Genomic DNA, 15370 nt, shown 5'->3' on the forward strand with positions numbered 1-15370 from the left:
CGATGCGTTCGCAGAGCGCGCACGCGCCGTGCTCTTTAATCTAGGCGCTGGCGTTCGCATCCCCCAATAGGCTTTTTCAATCCGGGCGATAGCGGCGGGCGGGCATGGGGACCGGCAAGCGGGAAGCGTGGCGCGCTCGATGTGCCGCGTGCCGCCCGTGCGTTCACACCGGCGGCGGGTGTCGTGCGTCATGCATCGGTCGCGCGCGTCAACAGCAACGCCCGTTCGCGCTCGTTGCGGGTCAGGTCGGCCGCGCGGCGGAATTCGACCTTCGCTTCGTCGGTGCGGCCGAGCTTCGCGAGCAGATCGCCGCGCACGCTCGGCAACCAGTGATAGCGCGCAAGCGCGGGATCGTCGCGCAGCACGTCGACGATTTCCAGCGCCGCGGCGGGCCCGAACGCCATCCCCACCGCCACCGCGCGATTCAGTTCGACGACGGGCGATGGCGCGACTTCGGCGAGCGCGTCGTACAGCGCGACGATCTGCGCCCAGTCCGTTTCCGACGCGTGCCGCGCGCGGGCGTGACAGGCCGCCAGCGCAGCCTGCAGCGCATACGGGCCGCGCACGCCGCCCAGCTTCGTCGCCTGCTCGAGCGCCGCGAGGCCGCGCCGGATCAGCAGCGGATCCCAGCGGCCGCGGTCCTGGTCGAGCAGCAGCACGGGCCGCCCCTGCGCATCGGTACGCGCATGCAGGCGAGACGCCTGCAATTCCATCAACGCGACGAGCCCGAGCACCTCGCTTTCGTCCGGCACGAGGCCGGCCAGCACGCGGCCGAGGCGCAGCGCCTCGTCGCACAGCGCCGGACGCGTCCAGTCGTCGCCCGCGGTCGCCGCATGGCCTTCGTTGAACACCAGGTAGATCACTTCGAGCACCGACGCGAGGCGCGCGGGCCGCGCGTCGGCGGCCGGCACCTCGAACGGCACGCGTGCCGCGGCCAGCGTGCGCTTCGCGCGCACGATGCGCTGCGCGATCGTCGGCTCCGGCGCGAGGAACGCGCGCGCGATCTCGCCCGTGGTCAGCCCGCCCAGCAGCCGCAAGGTCAGCGCGACGCGCGCATCGGTCGACAGCACCGGATGGCACGACGTGAAGATCAGCCGCAGCAAGTCGTCGCCGATGTCGTCGTCGCGCGCATCGGCGAGCGCGTCCGCGATGTCGGGGACGACGTGCGCGCCGAGCGCGCCCAGTTCGTGACCGAGCTGGTCGCGCTTCGCCGCGTGCAGCGACTCCTGCCGGACCCGGTCGAGCGCGCGGCGCTTCACGGCCGTCATCAGCCACGCGGCCGGGTTGTCGGGCACGCCGTCGACGGGCCAGTGCTCGAGCGCCGCGACGAGCGTGTCCTGCGCGAGTTCTTCGGCCACGCCGATGTCGCGCACCACGCGCGCGGCGCGCGCGATGATCTTCGGCGCCTCGATTCGCCAGACGGCCTCGATCGCACGATCGGTCGCCTCGCGCGTCACGACGCCGGCCCCTGCCCGGCCGCGTCCTGCGGCATGGCCATCAGCTCCCAGGCATGGCCGTCCGGATCGTCGAACCCGTGGCCGTACATGTTCGGGTACGTTCGCGGCGCTTGCGGCGCGGACCCGCCGGCCGCCAGCGCCTTCGCGACGATCGCGTCGACCTCGGCGCGGCTTTCGCACGACAGGCACGACAGCACCTGCACGTGGGTCGCCGGATCGATGATGGCCTTGCCGGTAAACGTCTGGAAAAACGACCGCACGAGCAGCATCGCAAAGATCGTGTCGCTGATCCTGATGCAGGCGGCCTGCTCGTTGGTATAGGCCGGCACGACCTCGAAGCCGAGGGCCTGGTAGAACGCCTTCGAGCGCGGCAGGTCGGCCACGGGCAGGTTGATGAAGACCATCTTGTGCATGTCGGGTGCTCCCGGTGAGGTTGGGTTCGACTGGACGTTCAGGCGCCGGAGCGCCCGACATGGAGTTCGCGGAACCGCTCGACCGCGTCGCTGGGCGTCAGGTCGTCCAGCTCGAACAGCGGCCGCACCTCGATCTCGCAATCCATCTCCGCGCCGAACGGCGCGGGGAACCGGCGCGTCCATTCGAGCGCCTCGTCGCGCGAGCGCACCTGGATCAGCGTGTAGCCGGCAATCAGCTCCTTCGTTTCCGCGAACGGGCCGTCGACCACCGTGCCCTTGCCGCCCGTGTAACGCACGCGCCAGCCGCGCGCGCTCGGCCGCAGGCCATTCGCATCGAGCAGCACGCCGGCCCTGGCCAGTTCCTCGTGATAGACCGTCATCGCCTCGACCAGCCGGTTGTCCGGCAATGCGTCGGATTCGCTGACGGCGTTCGCCCGGATCATGATCATGAATCGCATCGTTCACTCCTTGTCGTCGGTGGAAAGGGGCATCCGTTCGTTTCAGCGGCGCCTTGTCCGGACGACGGGCGGCAGACCGCCGAATCGACGTGCCGCGCGACGAACCCGGGTAAACACCGAGCGTCGGTGCGCAGCCGTCACAGAAAGCACGGGCCGACCGCGCGCACCTCGACCGTGCACCATTGCGCGGCCGGGCACTGGCGCGCGATCTCGATCGCTTCGTCGCGCGTGGCGACGTCGACGAGGAAGAAGCCGCCGACCATCTCCTTCGCCTCGGCGAACGGGCCGTCGACGACGCGCGTCTCGCCGTCGCGTACCTGGACGCGCGTCGCGCGTTCGGTGCGCTCCAGCGACTCGACGCCGCGCAGCACGCCGCGCGCCTTCAGCGTCTCGGCGAAATCGACCATCCGCGCGTAAAGCGCCTGCCCGTCTTCGAGCGTGCGCTCGGCGCGCTGGCCGGTCGGTTCGACAATCAACAGCATGTAGGACATGAAAATCTCCCGTGGAGGCCGTGCGTGCAAGCGTTCGAATCGCAGGCCGGAATGACACGCCAGGAGCGAAGCGTAACAGCCCCCGCCGGCCCTGCCGTCATCGTTGGCCGTTCGGCACTGGCCTGATGGCCAATTCGATCGCGGCACGCGATTTTGCCGTCAAGATGCTTTCCCGACCCTTCGAATTCTCTTCCTGTGGACCGCTCCATGTCACGCCTGCCACCGCTCGCGCTCGCCGCCTCGTTCGTCCTTTTCGCGTCGTCCGCCGCCGCGCTGCCGGTCAGCGCGGAGTGCGGCGGCGCCACCACCGCGATCGCCGACATCCGGCATCCCGGCGGCCGGTCGCCCCTGGCCGGGCGCACCACGTCGATCGAAGCGATCGTCACCGCCGCATTCGGCGGCGCCGATGGCTTCGGCGGATTCTTCGTCCAGCAGGCAGACGCGCAGCGGCGGCACCGGCCGGGCACCCCGGAAGGCCTGTTCGTCTACGCGCCGAACGCGTTCGCCCGCGCGGGCGAACGCGTGCACATCACCGGCACGATCGAGCAGAAATACGGCCGAACGCAGTTCGCGCTGTCGGGCCGCGTGGCCGTCTGCGCACGCGGGCAGGCCGTCATGCCCGCGGCGCTCACGCTACCGGCCGCCAGCGAGGCCGTGTTCGCCGCGCACGAAGGCATGCGCGTGCGCTTTCCACAAACGCTGACGGTCAGCGATACCTACGAACTCGGCCGCTACGGCAGCCTCGTGCTCAGCCATGGCCGCCTGTACATGCCGACTCACGTGGTCCCGCCGGCCGAAGCCGCCGCGCAGGCGGCGGCCAATGCGCGCAACCGGATCGTGCTCGACGACGGGTCGAGCCGCGTGAACCCCGCGACCACCCGCTACCCGCCGCCCGCGCTGAGCGCCGCCAACACGCTGCGCGCCGGCTATACGGTACGCGGCGTCGAAGGCGTGCTCGAGAAGCGCTACGGCACGTGGCGACTGCAGCCCGTACCGGCGTCGGCACCGGTCTTCGTGGCCGCGTCGAATCCTCGGGCCGCCGCGCCGCCACGGCATGCGCAGGCCGACGTGCGGGTCGCGTCGTTCAATGCATTCAACTATTTCAACGGCGACGGCACGGGCGGCGGCTTCGACGATCCGGCCAATCGCGGCGCAAAGACGCCTGCCGCGTTCGCCCGGCAGGAAGCGAAGCTCGTGGCCGCGCTGCGTGCGCTGCGCGCCGACGTGATCGGCCTGATGGAGATCGCGAACAACGGCTACGGCCCGGCAAGCGCCGTGCAGCGGCTCGCGGCCCGGCTCGGCGACACCTGGCGCGCGGTCGATCCCGGCAGCGCGCGGCTCGGCCGCGACGCGATCGCGGTCGCCCTGCTGTACGACAGCCGGACGATCGAACCCGTCGGACGCGCCGCGACCGTCGCGCTCGACGGCCGGAACCGAGCGCCGCTCGCGCAGACGTTCCGCCGCCGCGGCGGCACCCGCGCGTTCACGGTCGCGGTCAATCACCTGAAATCGAAGAACTGCCCGCGCGCGCGCGGCCCGGATCTCGACCAGTCGGACGGCCAGGGCTGCTGGAACGCGACGCGCACGCGCGCGGCGGACCGCGTCGCCGCGTGGCTCGCCACGTCGCCGACCGGCGCCGCGGCCGACGGCGTGCTGCTGATCGGCGACCTGAACAGCTACGCGAAGGAAGACCCGCTGCGCGCGCTCGAATCGCACGGCTACGCGAACCTCGTCGCCCGCTTCGCCGGCCCGGCCGGGTACAGCTATGTATTCCGCGGCGAAGCGGGCAACCTCGACCACGCACTCGCCACTTCGCCGCTCGCCGCCCGCGTGAAGGCCGTGCAGGTGTGGCACATCAACGCCGACGAACCGATTGCACTGCAATCCGTGCCCGATTACAAAACCCCGGCGCAACGGGCAGCCTATTACGCACCCGATGCATACCGTTCGTCGGATCACGACCCCGTCGTCATCGACCTCGCGCTGGACGAAGGCGTCACTTGAGCCTGTTCGGGCACGAACGCTGCTCCTCCACACCGTGACGATTAGTGCAATTGCATCAACACAATGCGTGCAACGGCACTATTTACCTGATTCACCGGGCGACGCCATATTTACCGGACTCATTGCCGCGTGCAACGAGCCCGCCACGCCGCTGCGGCCGATCGCGAATTTTTTTCAACCGCTGCCCCGCCCCCTGCGGCGGGGCTTCCCGGGAAGCTTCCGGAAGAATTGAAAATTTGTCTCGAAACTCAATGGGCTAATGTGAATCACACAGGTTGCTGGGATTCGTCTTATCTTCAAATTGGCCTGTAAATCAAATCGAAGGAGGATAAACACCATGGCGCTCACCGACTCGATCGAACACAAGCTGGACCGCGGCCTGTCCGACATCCGTCGCACCGGCCGGCGCGTGGGCCGTACGGCGCGTTCGGCCGCCCGCGACCTGCATGCGGACGTGACCGACGATCTGCGCGGGCTGGTCGACGAACTGGAAGATCTGCTGAAGAACGATGGCGACGGCGACATTGCCGCGCTGCGCAAGCGCGTGCAGTCGCGGCTCGACGAAGCGCGCAGCACGCTCGACTACGCGTCGGGCTCCGCGGCCGCCCGGCTGCGCGACTCGGCCGAACGCGTGTCGCAAGCCGTGCACGACAACCCGTGGCAGACCGCGGGCGTCGTCGCGGGCCTCGCGTTCGTTGCCGGCCTGCTCCTTTCCCGCCGTTGAACGAGGCTGCCGCACCGCCGGCCGCCCTATCCGTCCTCAACCCGACAACGAAGGAGAATCGCCATGCAGAAATCCCTCGCCCTGAAAGCCGCCGCCGCCGTCATGCTCGGCAGTCTCGCGCTGGCCGGCTGCACCACCACGCGAGACAAGCCCGATAACGCGGCGACCAGCGCGTCCAAACGCGAGTCGATCGATTCCAGCGTGAATGCGACGCTGTCGCGCCTCTACTCGACGGTGCCGGGCTCGCGTGAGCTCGTCGCGAAATCGCGTGGCGTGCTCGTGTTCCCGAACGTGCTGCAAGCCGGCTTCATCGTCGGCGGCCAGTCCGGCAACGGCGCGCTGCGCGTCGGCGGCAGCACCGTCGGCTACTACAACACGTCGTCGCTGTCGGTCGGGTTGCAGGCCGGCGCGCAATCGAAGGCGATCGTGTTCCTGTTCATGACGCAGGATGCGCTCGACTCGTTCCGCAAGTCCGAAGGCTGGTCGGCCGGCGCCGACGCCTCCGTCGCGGTCGTGAAGGTCGGCGCGAACGGCGCGGTCGACTCCAACACGGTCACCGCACCGGTCGAGGTGCTGATCCTGACCAACGCGGGCCTGATGGGCGACCTGTCGGTGAACGGCACCAAGGTCACGCGGCTCCACATCTGACGATCCGGCGCGGCCGCGGCCGCGCAGTGTCCGATATCCCGGCAACGCCGCGGCTCCGGCCGCGGCGCTTTCGCATGCGCCACGCGCAGCGGCTATGATGGCGACACCTTTGCGGGCATACTGCCGATCGGGCCGCCCGCCGCGCGCTTCGCCGCGAACTCCGTGACGTTCGCGAGCCGATCGCGCCCGAGGCAACGAGATTCAATCAAAACAGGCATCAATCTGCGCGAACCACCCATGGATAGCGGACACGATCACCAAAAATTCTTCTACTTCCTGCTGTTCGCGGTCACCGTCGGACTGTGCTGGATACTCGCGCCGTTCTCCGGCGCCGTCTTCTGGGGCACCATTCTCGCGATCCTGTTCCAGCCCGTGCAGCGCTGGCTCGCCGCGCGCCTCGGCAAGCGGCGCAACCTGGCCGCGCTCGTGACGATGTCGCTGATCATCCTGATCGTGATCCTGCCGCTCGTGTTCGTCGCCGGGACGCTCGTGCAGGAAATCGCGTACGTGTACCAGGAGCTGAAGAGCGCGCAGCCGAATTATTCGCAGTACTTCCATGACATCATTCACGCGCTGCCGACGTCGATCCAGAACCTGCTGCAGAAATACGGGCTGACCAACATCCCCGGCATCCAGAAGAAGCTGACCGACGGCGCCGCGCAGATCAGCCAGTTCGCTGCGACCCAGGCGCTCAGCATCGGCCAGAACACGTTCCAGTTCGTCGTCAGCTTCGGCGTGATGCTGTACATGGTGTTCTTCCTGCTGCGCGACGGCGGCGAGATCGGCCGCCGCGTGCGCCGCGCGCTGCCGCTCGACGAAGAGCACAAGAACCTGCTGCTGGCGAAGTTCACGACGGTCGTGCGCGCGACCGTGAAAGGCAACATCGCGGTCGCGCTCGTGCAGGGCGCGCTCGGCGGCCTGATCTTCTGGATCCTCGGAATCGAGGGCGTCGTGCTGTGGGGTGCGCTGATGGCGTTCCTGTCGCTGCTGCCGGCGATCGGCGCGAGCCTCGTGTGGGTGCCCGCCGCGCTCTACTTCCTCGCGATCGGCGCGATCTGGAAATGCGTGATCCTCGTCGCGTTCTGCGTCGGCGTGATCGGCCTCGTCGACAACCTGCTGCGCCCGATCCTCGTCGGCAAGGACACGAAGATGCCCGACTGGGTCGTGCTGATCTCGACGCTCGGCGGCATGGCGCTGTTCGGCATCAACGGCTTCGTGATCGGGCCGCTCGTCGCCGCGCTGTTCATGGCCAGCTGGGACATCTACGCGCGCGCCGAACAAGGCGAATGACGCGGCGCGCGGTCACGCCGCCGCACGAACGGGCGCGGCCCGTTACGGATGACGAATCCTGACCACGACGGGCGCCACGGCGCCCGTTTCCTTTTCCGGCGCCGGCCCCGCCACCGTCATCACGCCGCCATACGGGCCGACACGATGTGCCCGGCCCGGTTCGACCGGCACGCGTCGATCGTCGCGCGCATCGAGCCAGGTCGCGCGAACCCCGGCCGCGGCAGCCGGCGCAAGCGGTTGGCCGTCCCGCCCCACGAGCGTCACATGCGCGCCCGGCAAGCGCCGGCCATGCGCATCGAACCGGAGCGTCACCGCCGTCGCGCGGCCCGACACGTCGACCGACGGCGCGTCGAGCGTCACGTCGTACAGATCGACCAGCGCGCCGGTGAATCGCACGATGCCATCCGCGTTCGCCTGCTCGGCCGCGCCGGCCCCTGACATCGCGAACGCGACGCCCATTCCGATCGCGACCGTCCGCAGCCCGTGGCCGACGCGACGCATCGATCGGTCGCGCATCGCCGCCGATACGGCCTGCCTGGTGTTCGTTCGCATCTCGAGCCTCCCTTTCGCCGTGCAAAAAAAAACGGCGGCGTGACGCGCAGGTCACGCCGCCATTCACTGGCAATTACTTTAAGGAGCGCAGCCGGAACAATATATGGGACAAGTCCTAAATCGATATCGGACTACTCGGACACTCGGACACTCGGACTCAAGGCGCGCGAACGCGGCCGTTCACGCGTCCGGATCGACGCGCAGCACGAGCTTGCCGCGATGGTCGCCGTCGAACAGCCGATTCAGCACGTCGGGGGCGTTCTCGAGCCCGTCGGCCACGGTTTCCTCGGCCTTGAGCCGGCCGTCGCGCAGCCATCCGGCAAGCGTCTGCACGGCTTCGCGGCTCTTGCGGTAATCGAGGATCAGGAAGCCGCGCATCGTGATCCGCTTCGAGATCAGCACGCCGACGTCGTCCGCCGCGCGGCCGCTGTTGTAGTTCGAGATCACGCCGCACAGCGCGACGCGGCCGCCGATCACCATCCGCGCCAGCACCGCGCGCATCACCTCGCCGCCGACGTTCTCGAAGTTCACGTGCACGCCGTCCGGTGTCGCCGCCTTCAGTTGCTCACGGAAATCGTCGGCCTTGTAGTCGACGGCCGCGTCGAAGCCGAGCGTCTCGGTCAGGTAGCGGCACTTGTCCGCGCCGCCCGCGATACCCACCACGCGCGCGCCGTGGATCTTGCCGATCTGGCCCGCGATCGAACCGACCGACCCGGCCGCCGCCGACACGACGAGCGTCTCGCCCGGCTGTACCGGCGCGATGTCGGTCAGCCCGTAGTACGCGGTCAGGCCGCTCATCCCGCACGCGCCGAGCAGCGTCGGCAGCGGCAGGCCCGACTGCGCGGGCAGCTTCACGAGCTGCGCGGCCTGGTCGGACGGTACGACCGCGTAGTCCTGCCAGCCGACCAGCCCCTGCACCAGATCGCCTTCCGCGAAACCCGCGTTGCGCGACGCGACCACGCGCCCGATGCCGAGCGCGCGCATCACTTCGCCGATCGCGACGGGCGGCAGATATTGCGGCACGTCGCTCATCCACACGCGGTTGGTCGGATCCATCGACAGATACAGCACGCGCACGAGCACCTCGCCGTCGGCGAGCGCCGGCACGGGTGCGTCGACGAGCGAAAAGTGCTCGCGGCCGACCCGCCCTTCCGGGCGCGTCTTCAGCAGCAGCTGGCGGTTCACGGGTGTCGTCACGATGTTCTCCTCCGGTTGTTGTCGTCGATGCGCGTCAGACCGCGCACATGCCGCCGTCGATCACGAGTTCGGCGGCCGTCACGAAGCGGCTCTCGTCGGAGGCCAGATAGACGGCCGCATGCGCGACGTCGTCCGGATCGCCGAGCCGGCGCAGCGGAATGCCGCGCACGAGCTTGCGCGTCGCATCGCGTTCGCCGAGCGACTGGAACAGCGGCTCGACGATCCCCGTGCGAATGAACGCCGGGTGAATCGAATTGCAGCGCACGTCGATCTCGCGGCGCGCGCAATCGATCGCGACCGACTTCGTCAGCGACGCGACCGCGGCCTTCGAGGCGTTGTACGCGGTGAAATCCGGCTCGACCTTGAACGCGGCCACCGACGAGATGTTGATGATCGATGCGGGATGGCTCTCGGCCAGATACGACAGCGCATGCTTGCAGCCGAGCACGATGCTCTCGACGTTGATCGCCATCACGCGCCGCCATTCGTCCAGTTCGATTTGCGCGGGCGAGCCGATCGAGCCGACACCCGCGTTGTTGACGAGCACCGACAACCCGCCCATTGCATCGACCGCCTGCGCGAGCAGCGCCTGCCAGCGCGCCTCGTCGCGCACGTCCTGGATGGCCGCGAACGCGACCGGCACCGCATGCCCCGCATTGAGTTCGTCGGCGAACGCGTCGAGCACCGCCGCATCGGCGACGTCGGTCAGGAACACGCGCGCGCCCTGCTCGACCATCCGGTGCGCGATCGCGCGGCCGAGGCCGCCGGCGGCGCCCGTGATGTACGCGCACTTGCCTGCGAGGCGCGAGGAAACGACTGTCATGGAACCTGCTCCTATCGTGAATCGTCGTGGCGGACCGCTGCCGCGACGGCGGTTGCCGGGCAACGGCCAACAGCCAACAGCCGACGGCCGACGGCCGCGCGGTTGGCGCGAGTATAGCGAGCCGGCCGTGCCGCACCGGGCAAACCGGACGGCCCGCCGCTGCCGCCCCGATCGATCGATCGAACGCCAGCGTACGCGATTGCCTCCAATCGATGAAATGAATATTCGTAATGCCCGGTCATAGACATGACTCATGACCTGCGCTCCCCCGGCCGGCGGGACGCAATGGCACGGTGCGCTCGCTCGACCCGGGTATGGGTCCGACAAACGCCAGCCGCCGGCCGTTACCGGCGATGGGAAGCGAATGGAAAGGAGCACGCGGCGTGCCGCCGCGCAGCGACGACCCGCTCCGACACCGGCGGACCGAGGCCCCGGGACCCGCGGCAAGCCGCCGTCAGAACCCGTCGCCGGACGCGCGCACGAACGCGCAGAACTGCGGAGAATGCGTGTCGATCATCTGCTGGAACGGGGCACGATGCCCGTAGGCGATGCCGGACACGAGGAGCAGGCAGACGGCCGCGATGCGCGGCGAGAACGTGCGCTTGCGCGCTGCGGCGTAGGCGCGCAGGAACACCAGCGCGACCAGCGCGCCGAGCAGCCAGCCGACGACGACTTCGGGAATCGTGTGCGAATGATCGAACACGCGTGCGATGGCCGTCACCGCGCCGGCGGCGAGCCCGGCCGCCGCGCCCGGCACCTTGCCCGGACGGAACGCCTGCCACACCATCGACAGCGCGACGGTCCACACGGACGTCGACAGCATCGTATGGCCGCTGATCACGCGGAAATCGAACTGCGGGATCTCGACACCGCAGCCCGCATAGAGGATCTTGGTCGCCCCGACCAGGCTCATGCCGGCCGCGAGCAGCACGATCCAGCGCACGGCGAGCCGCCAGTTGGACAGCGCGAGCCAGACCGCGCAGGTCAGGGCGACCGGCAGGGTCAGCGCGGCATCGCCGATGTTACTGATTTCACTCCACATGACGCACGTCGAACGGCTAGCAAAAGGCCGCAGTTTACCGCAAGCGCGTCACGCGCCTGTTTCAGCCTGTGACAGGCTGTATCAGCCCGCGACGCCCGTCATCAGCAGCAGGTTCGTGGCGGTGACGACGCCGAACAGCGCCCAGGCGGCCACCTGCATCTTGCGGCCGATCGCATGCTCGCCCATCGTGTTGCGATCGCTGACGGAGCGGATCAGCGGCCACATCGCGAACGGCAATTGCAGGCTCAGCAGCACTTGGCTCCAGACGAGCAGCTGCCCGACCGACCCTTCGCCAAGCCACAGCACGCCGATCAGCGCCGGGACCAGCGCGAGCCCCCGCGTAATCAGCCGGCGCTGGTAGCACGGGATTTTCGTATGCAGGAAGCCGTCCATGATGACCTGGCCGGCGATCGTGCCGGTCAGCGTCGAGCTTTGCCCGGACGCCAGCAGCGCGATGCCGAACAGCAGCGCGGCAGCGCCGCCCGCGATCGGGGTGATCAACCGGTACGCCTGCTCGATGTCGGTCACGTTGTGCTGGCCGGTCGCATGGAACGCCGCGCCCGCGACGATCAGGATCGCCGCGTTGACGAGCATCGCGACGAACAGCGACACGCAGGTATCGATCCGCACCAGCGCGAGCGTATCGCGAACCAGGCCGCGCGCACCGCCGACGACATGGCGCGTCTGCACGACCGACGAATGCAGATACAGGTTATGCGGCATGATCGTCGCGCCGACGATGCCGAGCGCAAGCACGATCGCATCCTTGCGATCGCGCCCTGGATCGCCCGGCAGGAGCCCCTTCGCGACTGCATGCCAGTCGGGCGGCGTGATCGCGACCTGCGCGACGAAGCAGAACGCCATGGTCGCGATCAGCGCGAGCACGATCGCCTCGATCTGGCGGACACCCTTGCCCTGCAGCCCGAGCACGATCACCGTGTCGAGCGCGGTCAGCACGATCCCCCACGCGAGCGGCACGCCGAGCAGCAGCTTGAACGCGAGCGCGCAGCCGAGCACTTCGGCGATGTCGCACGCGATGATCGACACCTCGGCGGTCACCCACTGCACGACGCGGCCGAAGCGGCCATAGCGGTCGTAGCTGGCCTGCGCGAGATCCTTGCCCGCGACGAGCCCGAGCCGCGCGGCGAGCATCTGCAGGAAGATCGCCGCGAGGCTCGAGAACGCGACCACCCACAGCAGCGAATAGCCGAATTGCGACCCAGCCTGGATGTCGGTGGCCCAGTTGCCGGGATCCATATAGCCGATCGCGACCAGCAGGCCCGGGCCGAAGAAGCGCTTGAGCTTCATCCAGCGCGACGCACCTGCGTCGATCGTGATGCTGCCCTTTACTTCCGACGGGCAGAAGGGGGCGGTGGCGGTGGTGGGGAGCAGGGGCATGGGTTTGACGCGGTCGGTAATGCGGTGATTGTACGAAAATGAAGGCTCCGCGGGAGCCGCCGCGCCTCATGCACCGCCCGACGCGTCAATGCCCGGCGCGCCCCGTCGGCAGACGCCGCGGCCGGGCCGTCAGGCGGGCGCGCAGCAGCATCCACGCGAATCGGCTGTTCGTCGTCCAGTAACGCTTCCACATGCGTCTCGGCTCCTGAAGCACGCGAAACAACCATTCGAGACCAGCCTTCTGCATCCAGCCGGGCGCGCGCCGGACTTTTCCGGCAACGACATCGAACGTGCCGCCCACGCCCATCACGAAATCGACGCCCATTTCGGCCTTCCATCGATTGATGAAATTCTCCTTTCGAGGTGACGTGATCGCGACGAAAAGCAGCCGTGCACCGGACGCGCGAATCATGGACACCACGGCTTCCTCGTCGTCCCAGAAATAGCCATGATGCATCCCCGCGATCTTCAAGCGCGGATATTTCTTCTGGACGGCGCGTGCCGCCCCGGTCACAACGGCATCGGTACCGCCGAGCATGAAGATCGGCAATGCCTCCTGCTGCGCCATTCCCAGCAACCGATCGAACAGGTCGATGCCGGCGACACGCTCGGCGACCGGATGACCGAGCGCACGCGCGCCCCACACCACGCCCATGCCGTCGATATTGATGATGTCGCACGCCCGCACCGACCCTGCCAGTTCCTCGTCGGCCTGCATGTTGACCAGCTTGGCGACGTTGACTACCACATGCTGGGTGAATTGCCGATGCGCAATGCGACTACGGATCAGTTCGACGGTCTCCGACATCGTCGCGACGTCCATCGGACAACCGAACAACTCGATGCGGTTCATATGATTTCCCGTTCAGGTAGACGCGCGCTGGCGAAGTTGGCGGTGTTGGCGGCACACGCGCGGTTCGCGAGCAACGCGATGGAGTAGAACGACCACGCCTGGGTCCACCGCAAATAGTCGATCCGGTTCGTGAAGCGTGCGCTGCGCTGATAGACGAAGCGCCCCTTTTCCGGCATGTAGAGCGTTTCGACCGCGCGCTCGAATACGCGCATGGCCAGCGCGTAATCCGCTTTCGACGTCGAGACGGTCAGCAACGTGATCAGCGCCTGCGCGACAGAGTGCATGTCGAGCGGCCAAATCGTGTCGTCGTAGTACTTGACGGTGCCGTCGGAGAGAAAAAACGTGTCGCGATAATAGTCGAGCCCGAGGTCGATCGATTTCGCAAACACTTGGGTTCCGCACGTATGTTGAAGCCGCTGCAGTGCCTCGAGGTTATAGCCGGTATGGAATCCATCGACGAACCCGTGATGATCGCGCAACCCGTACGCCCACGCGCCGTCTTCTCGCTGCATGGAGACCGTCAACCTCGCCGCCGCCATCGCACGTTCACGCATCGACGTGTCCCCGGTGCGCAAACCCGTTTCGGCAACGAACGCCGCGCTCCACAGATTCGCGTTATGAACAAAGGCGCGCTCACCCGGGATGTAGGCGAAATAGCCCGAACCCTGATGCGGCAGGTAAAGCGAATCGAGAAAATGGCCTGCATCGATCGCCACATCGGTGAACCGCGCCTCCCCGGTGGCACTGCCGAGCGCGTATAACGCACGCGCCACATAGCAGGTACTGATCGCATTCGGCGTGCCGACCGGCACGAAGAACGCCCTCGCCGCCCAGTCGAAGTGATAGCCCCACGCGCTATGGCGCCAGCGCCTGCGGTCCACGCGCTGCTCCAGCAGCCAGTCGCCGAGTGCGCGCGCTTCGCCGAGACTGGCCCCGTCGCCGGTCCGCTCTTCGCGCTCGAGCAGGCCGAGCACGATGAGGGCGACGCCCTTCGGATTGCGCATGCGCGGAACACCGAGCACCTGCCTGAAATTGAACGGGCTGCGCTTGTGCGCTTGCAACCACGCAATGCTGGCAAACGGCAGTTTCGACAACCCCGTGTATCTGAACAAGCGGCTGTTCAAACCGTCGAACGGGTCGTGGCCGGCATACGCGTGTCGGCGGCAATGCGCCAGCACGGCGTCCGACACCTGCGCGGGATCAGGCCGCGCGCTCACCGCCTGGACTTCCTGTCGCCAATCACGACCTTGCCGAAGTACAGCGTGATGGCGTCGATGTCCGACGGCTCTTTCTGCCAGTCTGGCTTGTATACCCCGAATTTCAGGTAGGCGCGCACGTCGCCGGGATACGCATTCGGCTTCCCGCTCCCTTCGAAAACGCTGGTGCCGTTTTTCCACAGGCGCGTGATCGCGTGCTCGCCGCTTGCATCGGGCGTGTACTGGAGTGCCCAGTCGACCCATTTCCCGCGGTCGTCTGACGCGCAGCAAAGACGTCCGCCGAAGCCATGGGCGGTATTGGTCCCGCCGCGCACGGAAAACGTGTACTCGTTGCCAAGCAGCGTCAGCATGAACGGCGGCGACCCCGTCAGGCCGCTCTGGTGAATCTGCGTGATGATTTCCATCTGCTGACCATCCAACGCGAAATCGCGCGGCAGGTAAGTACGCCACAAAATCAGATAATCGTGCCCGGGAGAGAAGACGACGTCCCGTGGCAATGTGAATTCCGCGCGCGGCGATCCATTGATCAGATTCGTGAAATTCTCGCTTTTTTGAATGTGTACGCGTATCGATCGACGTGCGGGATCCGCCGGATCCGCCGCCAGCATGACGTCCGAGGGCCGGACCGCCTGGATTTCGATGTCGCCGATTCCGCTTCGCCAGTCGTTCGTGTAGATCGGCCGATAGGATTCGACGTGCACCTCTTTCGTTAAATCGGATGCAGACGCCTTCGCGTCGCCTACAGCCGTCATGCCGATGCACGCTACTACCAATGCACGCTGAAACGCTCGCCTTGCATTCAT

The 15370-nt window shown here is 67.6% G+C and carries 16 protein-coding genes; 4 read left to right on the plus strand and 12 right to left on the minus strand.

All coding sequences use genetic code 11. The annotated features are described in order from the left end of the window. Positions 1-188: 188 nt before the first annotated feature. The 4 genes from ACTJKF_RS01240 to ACTJKF_RS01255 form a co-directional block, all read right to left on the minus strand. Positions 189-1457 (minus strand): RNA polymerase sigma factor, encoded by a 1269-nt coding sequence (locus ACTJKF_RS01240; RefSeq protein WP_440621720.1) that lies wholly within the window; start codon positions 1455-1457, stop codon positions 189-191. Further along, positions 1454-1870, minus strand: coding sequence for a VOC family protein (locus tag ACTJKF_RS01245; RefSeq protein WP_440621721.1), 417 nt, complete (start codon positions 1868-1870; stop codon positions 1454-1456). The genes ACTJKF_RS01240 and ACTJKF_RS01245 overlap by 4 nt, the downstream gene beginning before the upstream one ends. Positions 1871-1908: 38 nt before the next feature. After that, positions 1909-2328: a YciI family protein gene (locus tag ACTJKF_RS01250; RefSeq protein ID WP_440621722.1), complete on the minus strand. Its 420-nt coding sequence runs from the start codon at positions 2326-2328 to the stop codon at positions 1909-1911. A gap of 137 nt (positions 2329-2465) precedes the next feature. Beyond that, positions 2466-2819, minus strand: a complete 354-nt coding sequence (locus tag ACTJKF_RS01255; RefSeq protein WP_440621723.1) for a YciI family protein — start codon at positions 2817-2819, stop codon at positions 2466-2468. A gap of 207 nt (positions 2820-3026) precedes the next feature. On the opposite strand from ACTJKF_RS01255, the gene ACTJKF_RS01260 reads away from it, so the two are divergent. From ACTJKF_RS01260 to ACTJKF_RS01275, 4 genes are all read left to right on the plus strand, one after another. After that, a complete protein-coding gene (locus tag ACTJKF_RS01260) occupies positions 3027-4823 on the plus strand; it encodes an ExeM/NucH family extracellular endonuclease (protein ID WP_440621724.1) in 1797 nt (598 codons plus the stop codon). A gap of 337 nt (positions 4824-5160) precedes the next feature. After that, complete coding sequence (locus ACTJKF_RS01265) at positions 5161-5547, plus strand: DUF883 family protein (protein WP_440621725.1); 387 nt, start codon at positions 5161-5163, stop codon at positions 5545-5547. 63 nt (positions 5548-5610) lie between these two features. Further along, a complete protein-coding gene (locus ACTJKF_RS01270) occupies positions 5611-6195 on the plus strand; it encodes a BPSL1445 family SYLF domain-containing lipoprotein (RefSeq protein WP_440621726.1) in 585 nt (194 codons plus the stop codon). A gap of 237 nt (positions 6196-6432) precedes the next feature. After that, positions 6433-7485 carry an AI-2E family transporter gene (locus ACTJKF_RS01275; protein WP_440621727.1) on the plus strand — a complete coding sequence of 351 codons (1053 nt, stop codon included), beginning with the start codon at positions 6433-6435 and terminating at the stop codon, positions 7483-7485. Positions 7486-7527: 42 nt separating this feature from the next. Here the strand turns inward: ACTJKF_RS01275 and ACTJKF_RS01280 are convergent, their stop codons facing one another. From ACTJKF_RS01280 to ACTJKF_RS01315, 8 genes are all read right to left on the minus strand, one after another. Further along, positions 7528-8037 carry a thioesterase gene (locus tag ACTJKF_RS01280; protein ID WP_440621728.1) on the minus strand — a complete coding sequence of 170 codons (510 nt, stop codon included), beginning with the start codon at positions 8035-8037 and terminating at the stop codon, positions 7528-7530. 180 nt (positions 8038-8217) lie between these two features. After that, positions 8218-9234: an NADP-dependent oxidoreductase gene (locus tag ACTJKF_RS01285; RefSeq protein WP_440621729.1), complete on the minus strand. Its 1017-nt coding sequence runs from the start codon at positions 9232-9234 to the stop codon at positions 8218-8220. 34 nt (positions 9235-9268) lie between these two features. After that, positions 9269-10057 (minus strand): SDR family oxidoreductase, encoded by a 789-nt coding sequence (locus ACTJKF_RS01290; RefSeq protein ID WP_440621730.1) that lies wholly within the window; start codon positions 10055-10057, stop codon positions 9269-9271. Between the two features lie 454 nt (positions 10058-10511). Continuing rightward, complete coding sequence (locus tag ACTJKF_RS01295; RefSeq protein WP_440621731.1) at positions 10512-11099, minus strand: phosphatase PAP2 family protein; 588 nt, start codon at positions 11097-11099, stop codon at positions 10512-10514. An 81-nt stretch (positions 11100-11180) separates the two neighbouring features. Then, on the minus strand, positions 11181-12497 hold the full coding sequence (locus ACTJKF_RS01300) for an Nramp family divalent metal transporter (RefSeq protein ID WP_440621732.1): 1317 nt from the start codon (positions 12495-12497) through the stop codon (positions 11181-11183). Positions 12498-12582: 85 nt separating this feature from the next. Then, positions 12583-13350 carry a WecB/TagA/CpsF family glycosyltransferase gene (locus ACTJKF_RS01305; RefSeq protein ID WP_440621733.1) on the minus strand — a complete coding sequence of 256 codons (768 nt, stop codon included), beginning with the start codon at positions 13348-13350 and terminating at the stop codon, positions 12583-12585. Beyond that, positions 13347-14567 (minus strand): aspartate-semialdehyde dehydrogenase, encoded by a 1221-nt coding sequence (locus ACTJKF_RS01310; protein ID WP_440621734.1) that lies wholly within the window; start codon positions 14565-14567, stop codon positions 13347-13349. The genes ACTJKF_RS01305 and ACTJKF_RS01310 overlap by 4 nt, the downstream gene beginning before the upstream one ends. Next, the gene (locus ACTJKF_RS01315) at positions 14564-15370 is read right to left on the minus strand and encodes a heparin lyase I family protein (RefSeq protein ID WP_440621735.1); all 807 of its coding nucleotides are present in this window, start codon (positions 15368-15370) and stop codon (positions 14564-14566) included. Before ACTJKF_RS01315 ends, ACTJKF_RS01310 begins: the two co-directional genes overlap by 4 nt.

This window comes from Burkholderia sp. 22313 (assembly GCF_052045245.1).
Classification (GTDB): Bacteria; Pseudomonadota; Gammaproteobacteria; order Burkholderiales; family Burkholderiaceae; genus Burkholderia.

Bases quoted from the DNA above. Each gene is read 5' to 3' on its own strand.
- ACTJKF_RS01280 (WP_440621728.1), bottom strand. From the start codon at position 8,037: ATGCGAACGAACACCAGGCAGGCCGTATCGGCGGCGATGCGCGACCGA.
- ACTJKF_RS01300 (WP_440621732.1), bottom strand. From the start codon at position 12,497: ATGCCCCTGCTCCCCACCACCGCCACCGCCCCCTTCTGCCCGTCGGAA.
- ACTJKF_RS01260 (WP_440621724.1), top strand. From the start codon at position 3,027: ATGTCACGCCTGCCACCGCTCGCGCTCGCCGCCTCGTTCGTCCTTTTC.
- ACTJKF_RS01305 (WP_440621733.1), bottom strand. From the start codon at position 13,350: ATGAACCGCATCGAGTTGTTCGGTTGTCCGATGGACGTCGCGACGATG.
- ACTJKF_RS01290 (WP_440621730.1), bottom strand. From the start codon at position 10,057: ATGACAGTCGTTTCCTCGCGCCTCGCAGGCAAGTGCGCGTACATCACG.
- ACTJKF_RS01245 (WP_440621721.1), bottom strand. From the start codon at position 1,870: ATGCACAAGATGGTCTTCATCAACCTGCCCGTGGCCGACCTGCCGCGC.
- ACTJKF_RS01275 (WP_440621727.1), top strand. From the start codon at position 6,433: ATGGATAGCGGACACGATCACCAAAAATTCTTCTACTTCCTGCTGTTC.
- ACTJKF_RS01270 (WP_440621726.1), top strand. From the start codon at position 5,611: ATGCAGAAATCCCTCGCCCTGAAAGCCGCCGCCGCCGTCATGCTCGGC.
- ACTJKF_RS01250 (WP_440621722.1), bottom strand. From the start codon at position 2,328: ATGCGATTCATGATCATGATCCGGGCGAACGCCGTCAGCGAATCCGAC.
- ACTJKF_RS01315 (WP_440621735.1), bottom strand. From the start codon at position 15,370: ATGAATGCAAGGCGAGCGTTTCAGCGTGCATTGGTAGTAGCGTGCATC.
- ACTJKF_RS01295 (WP_440621731.1), bottom strand. From the start codon at position 11,099: ATGTGGAGTGAAATCAGTAACATCGGCGATGCCGCGCTGACCCTGCCG.
- ACTJKF_RS01265 (WP_440621725.1), top strand. From the start codon at position 5,161: ATGGCGCTCACCGACTCGATCGAACACAAGCTGGACCGCGGCCTGTCC.
- ACTJKF_RS01255 (WP_440621723.1), bottom strand. From the start codon at position 2,819: ATGTCCTACATGCTGTTGATTGTCGAACCGACCGGCCAGCGCGCCGAG.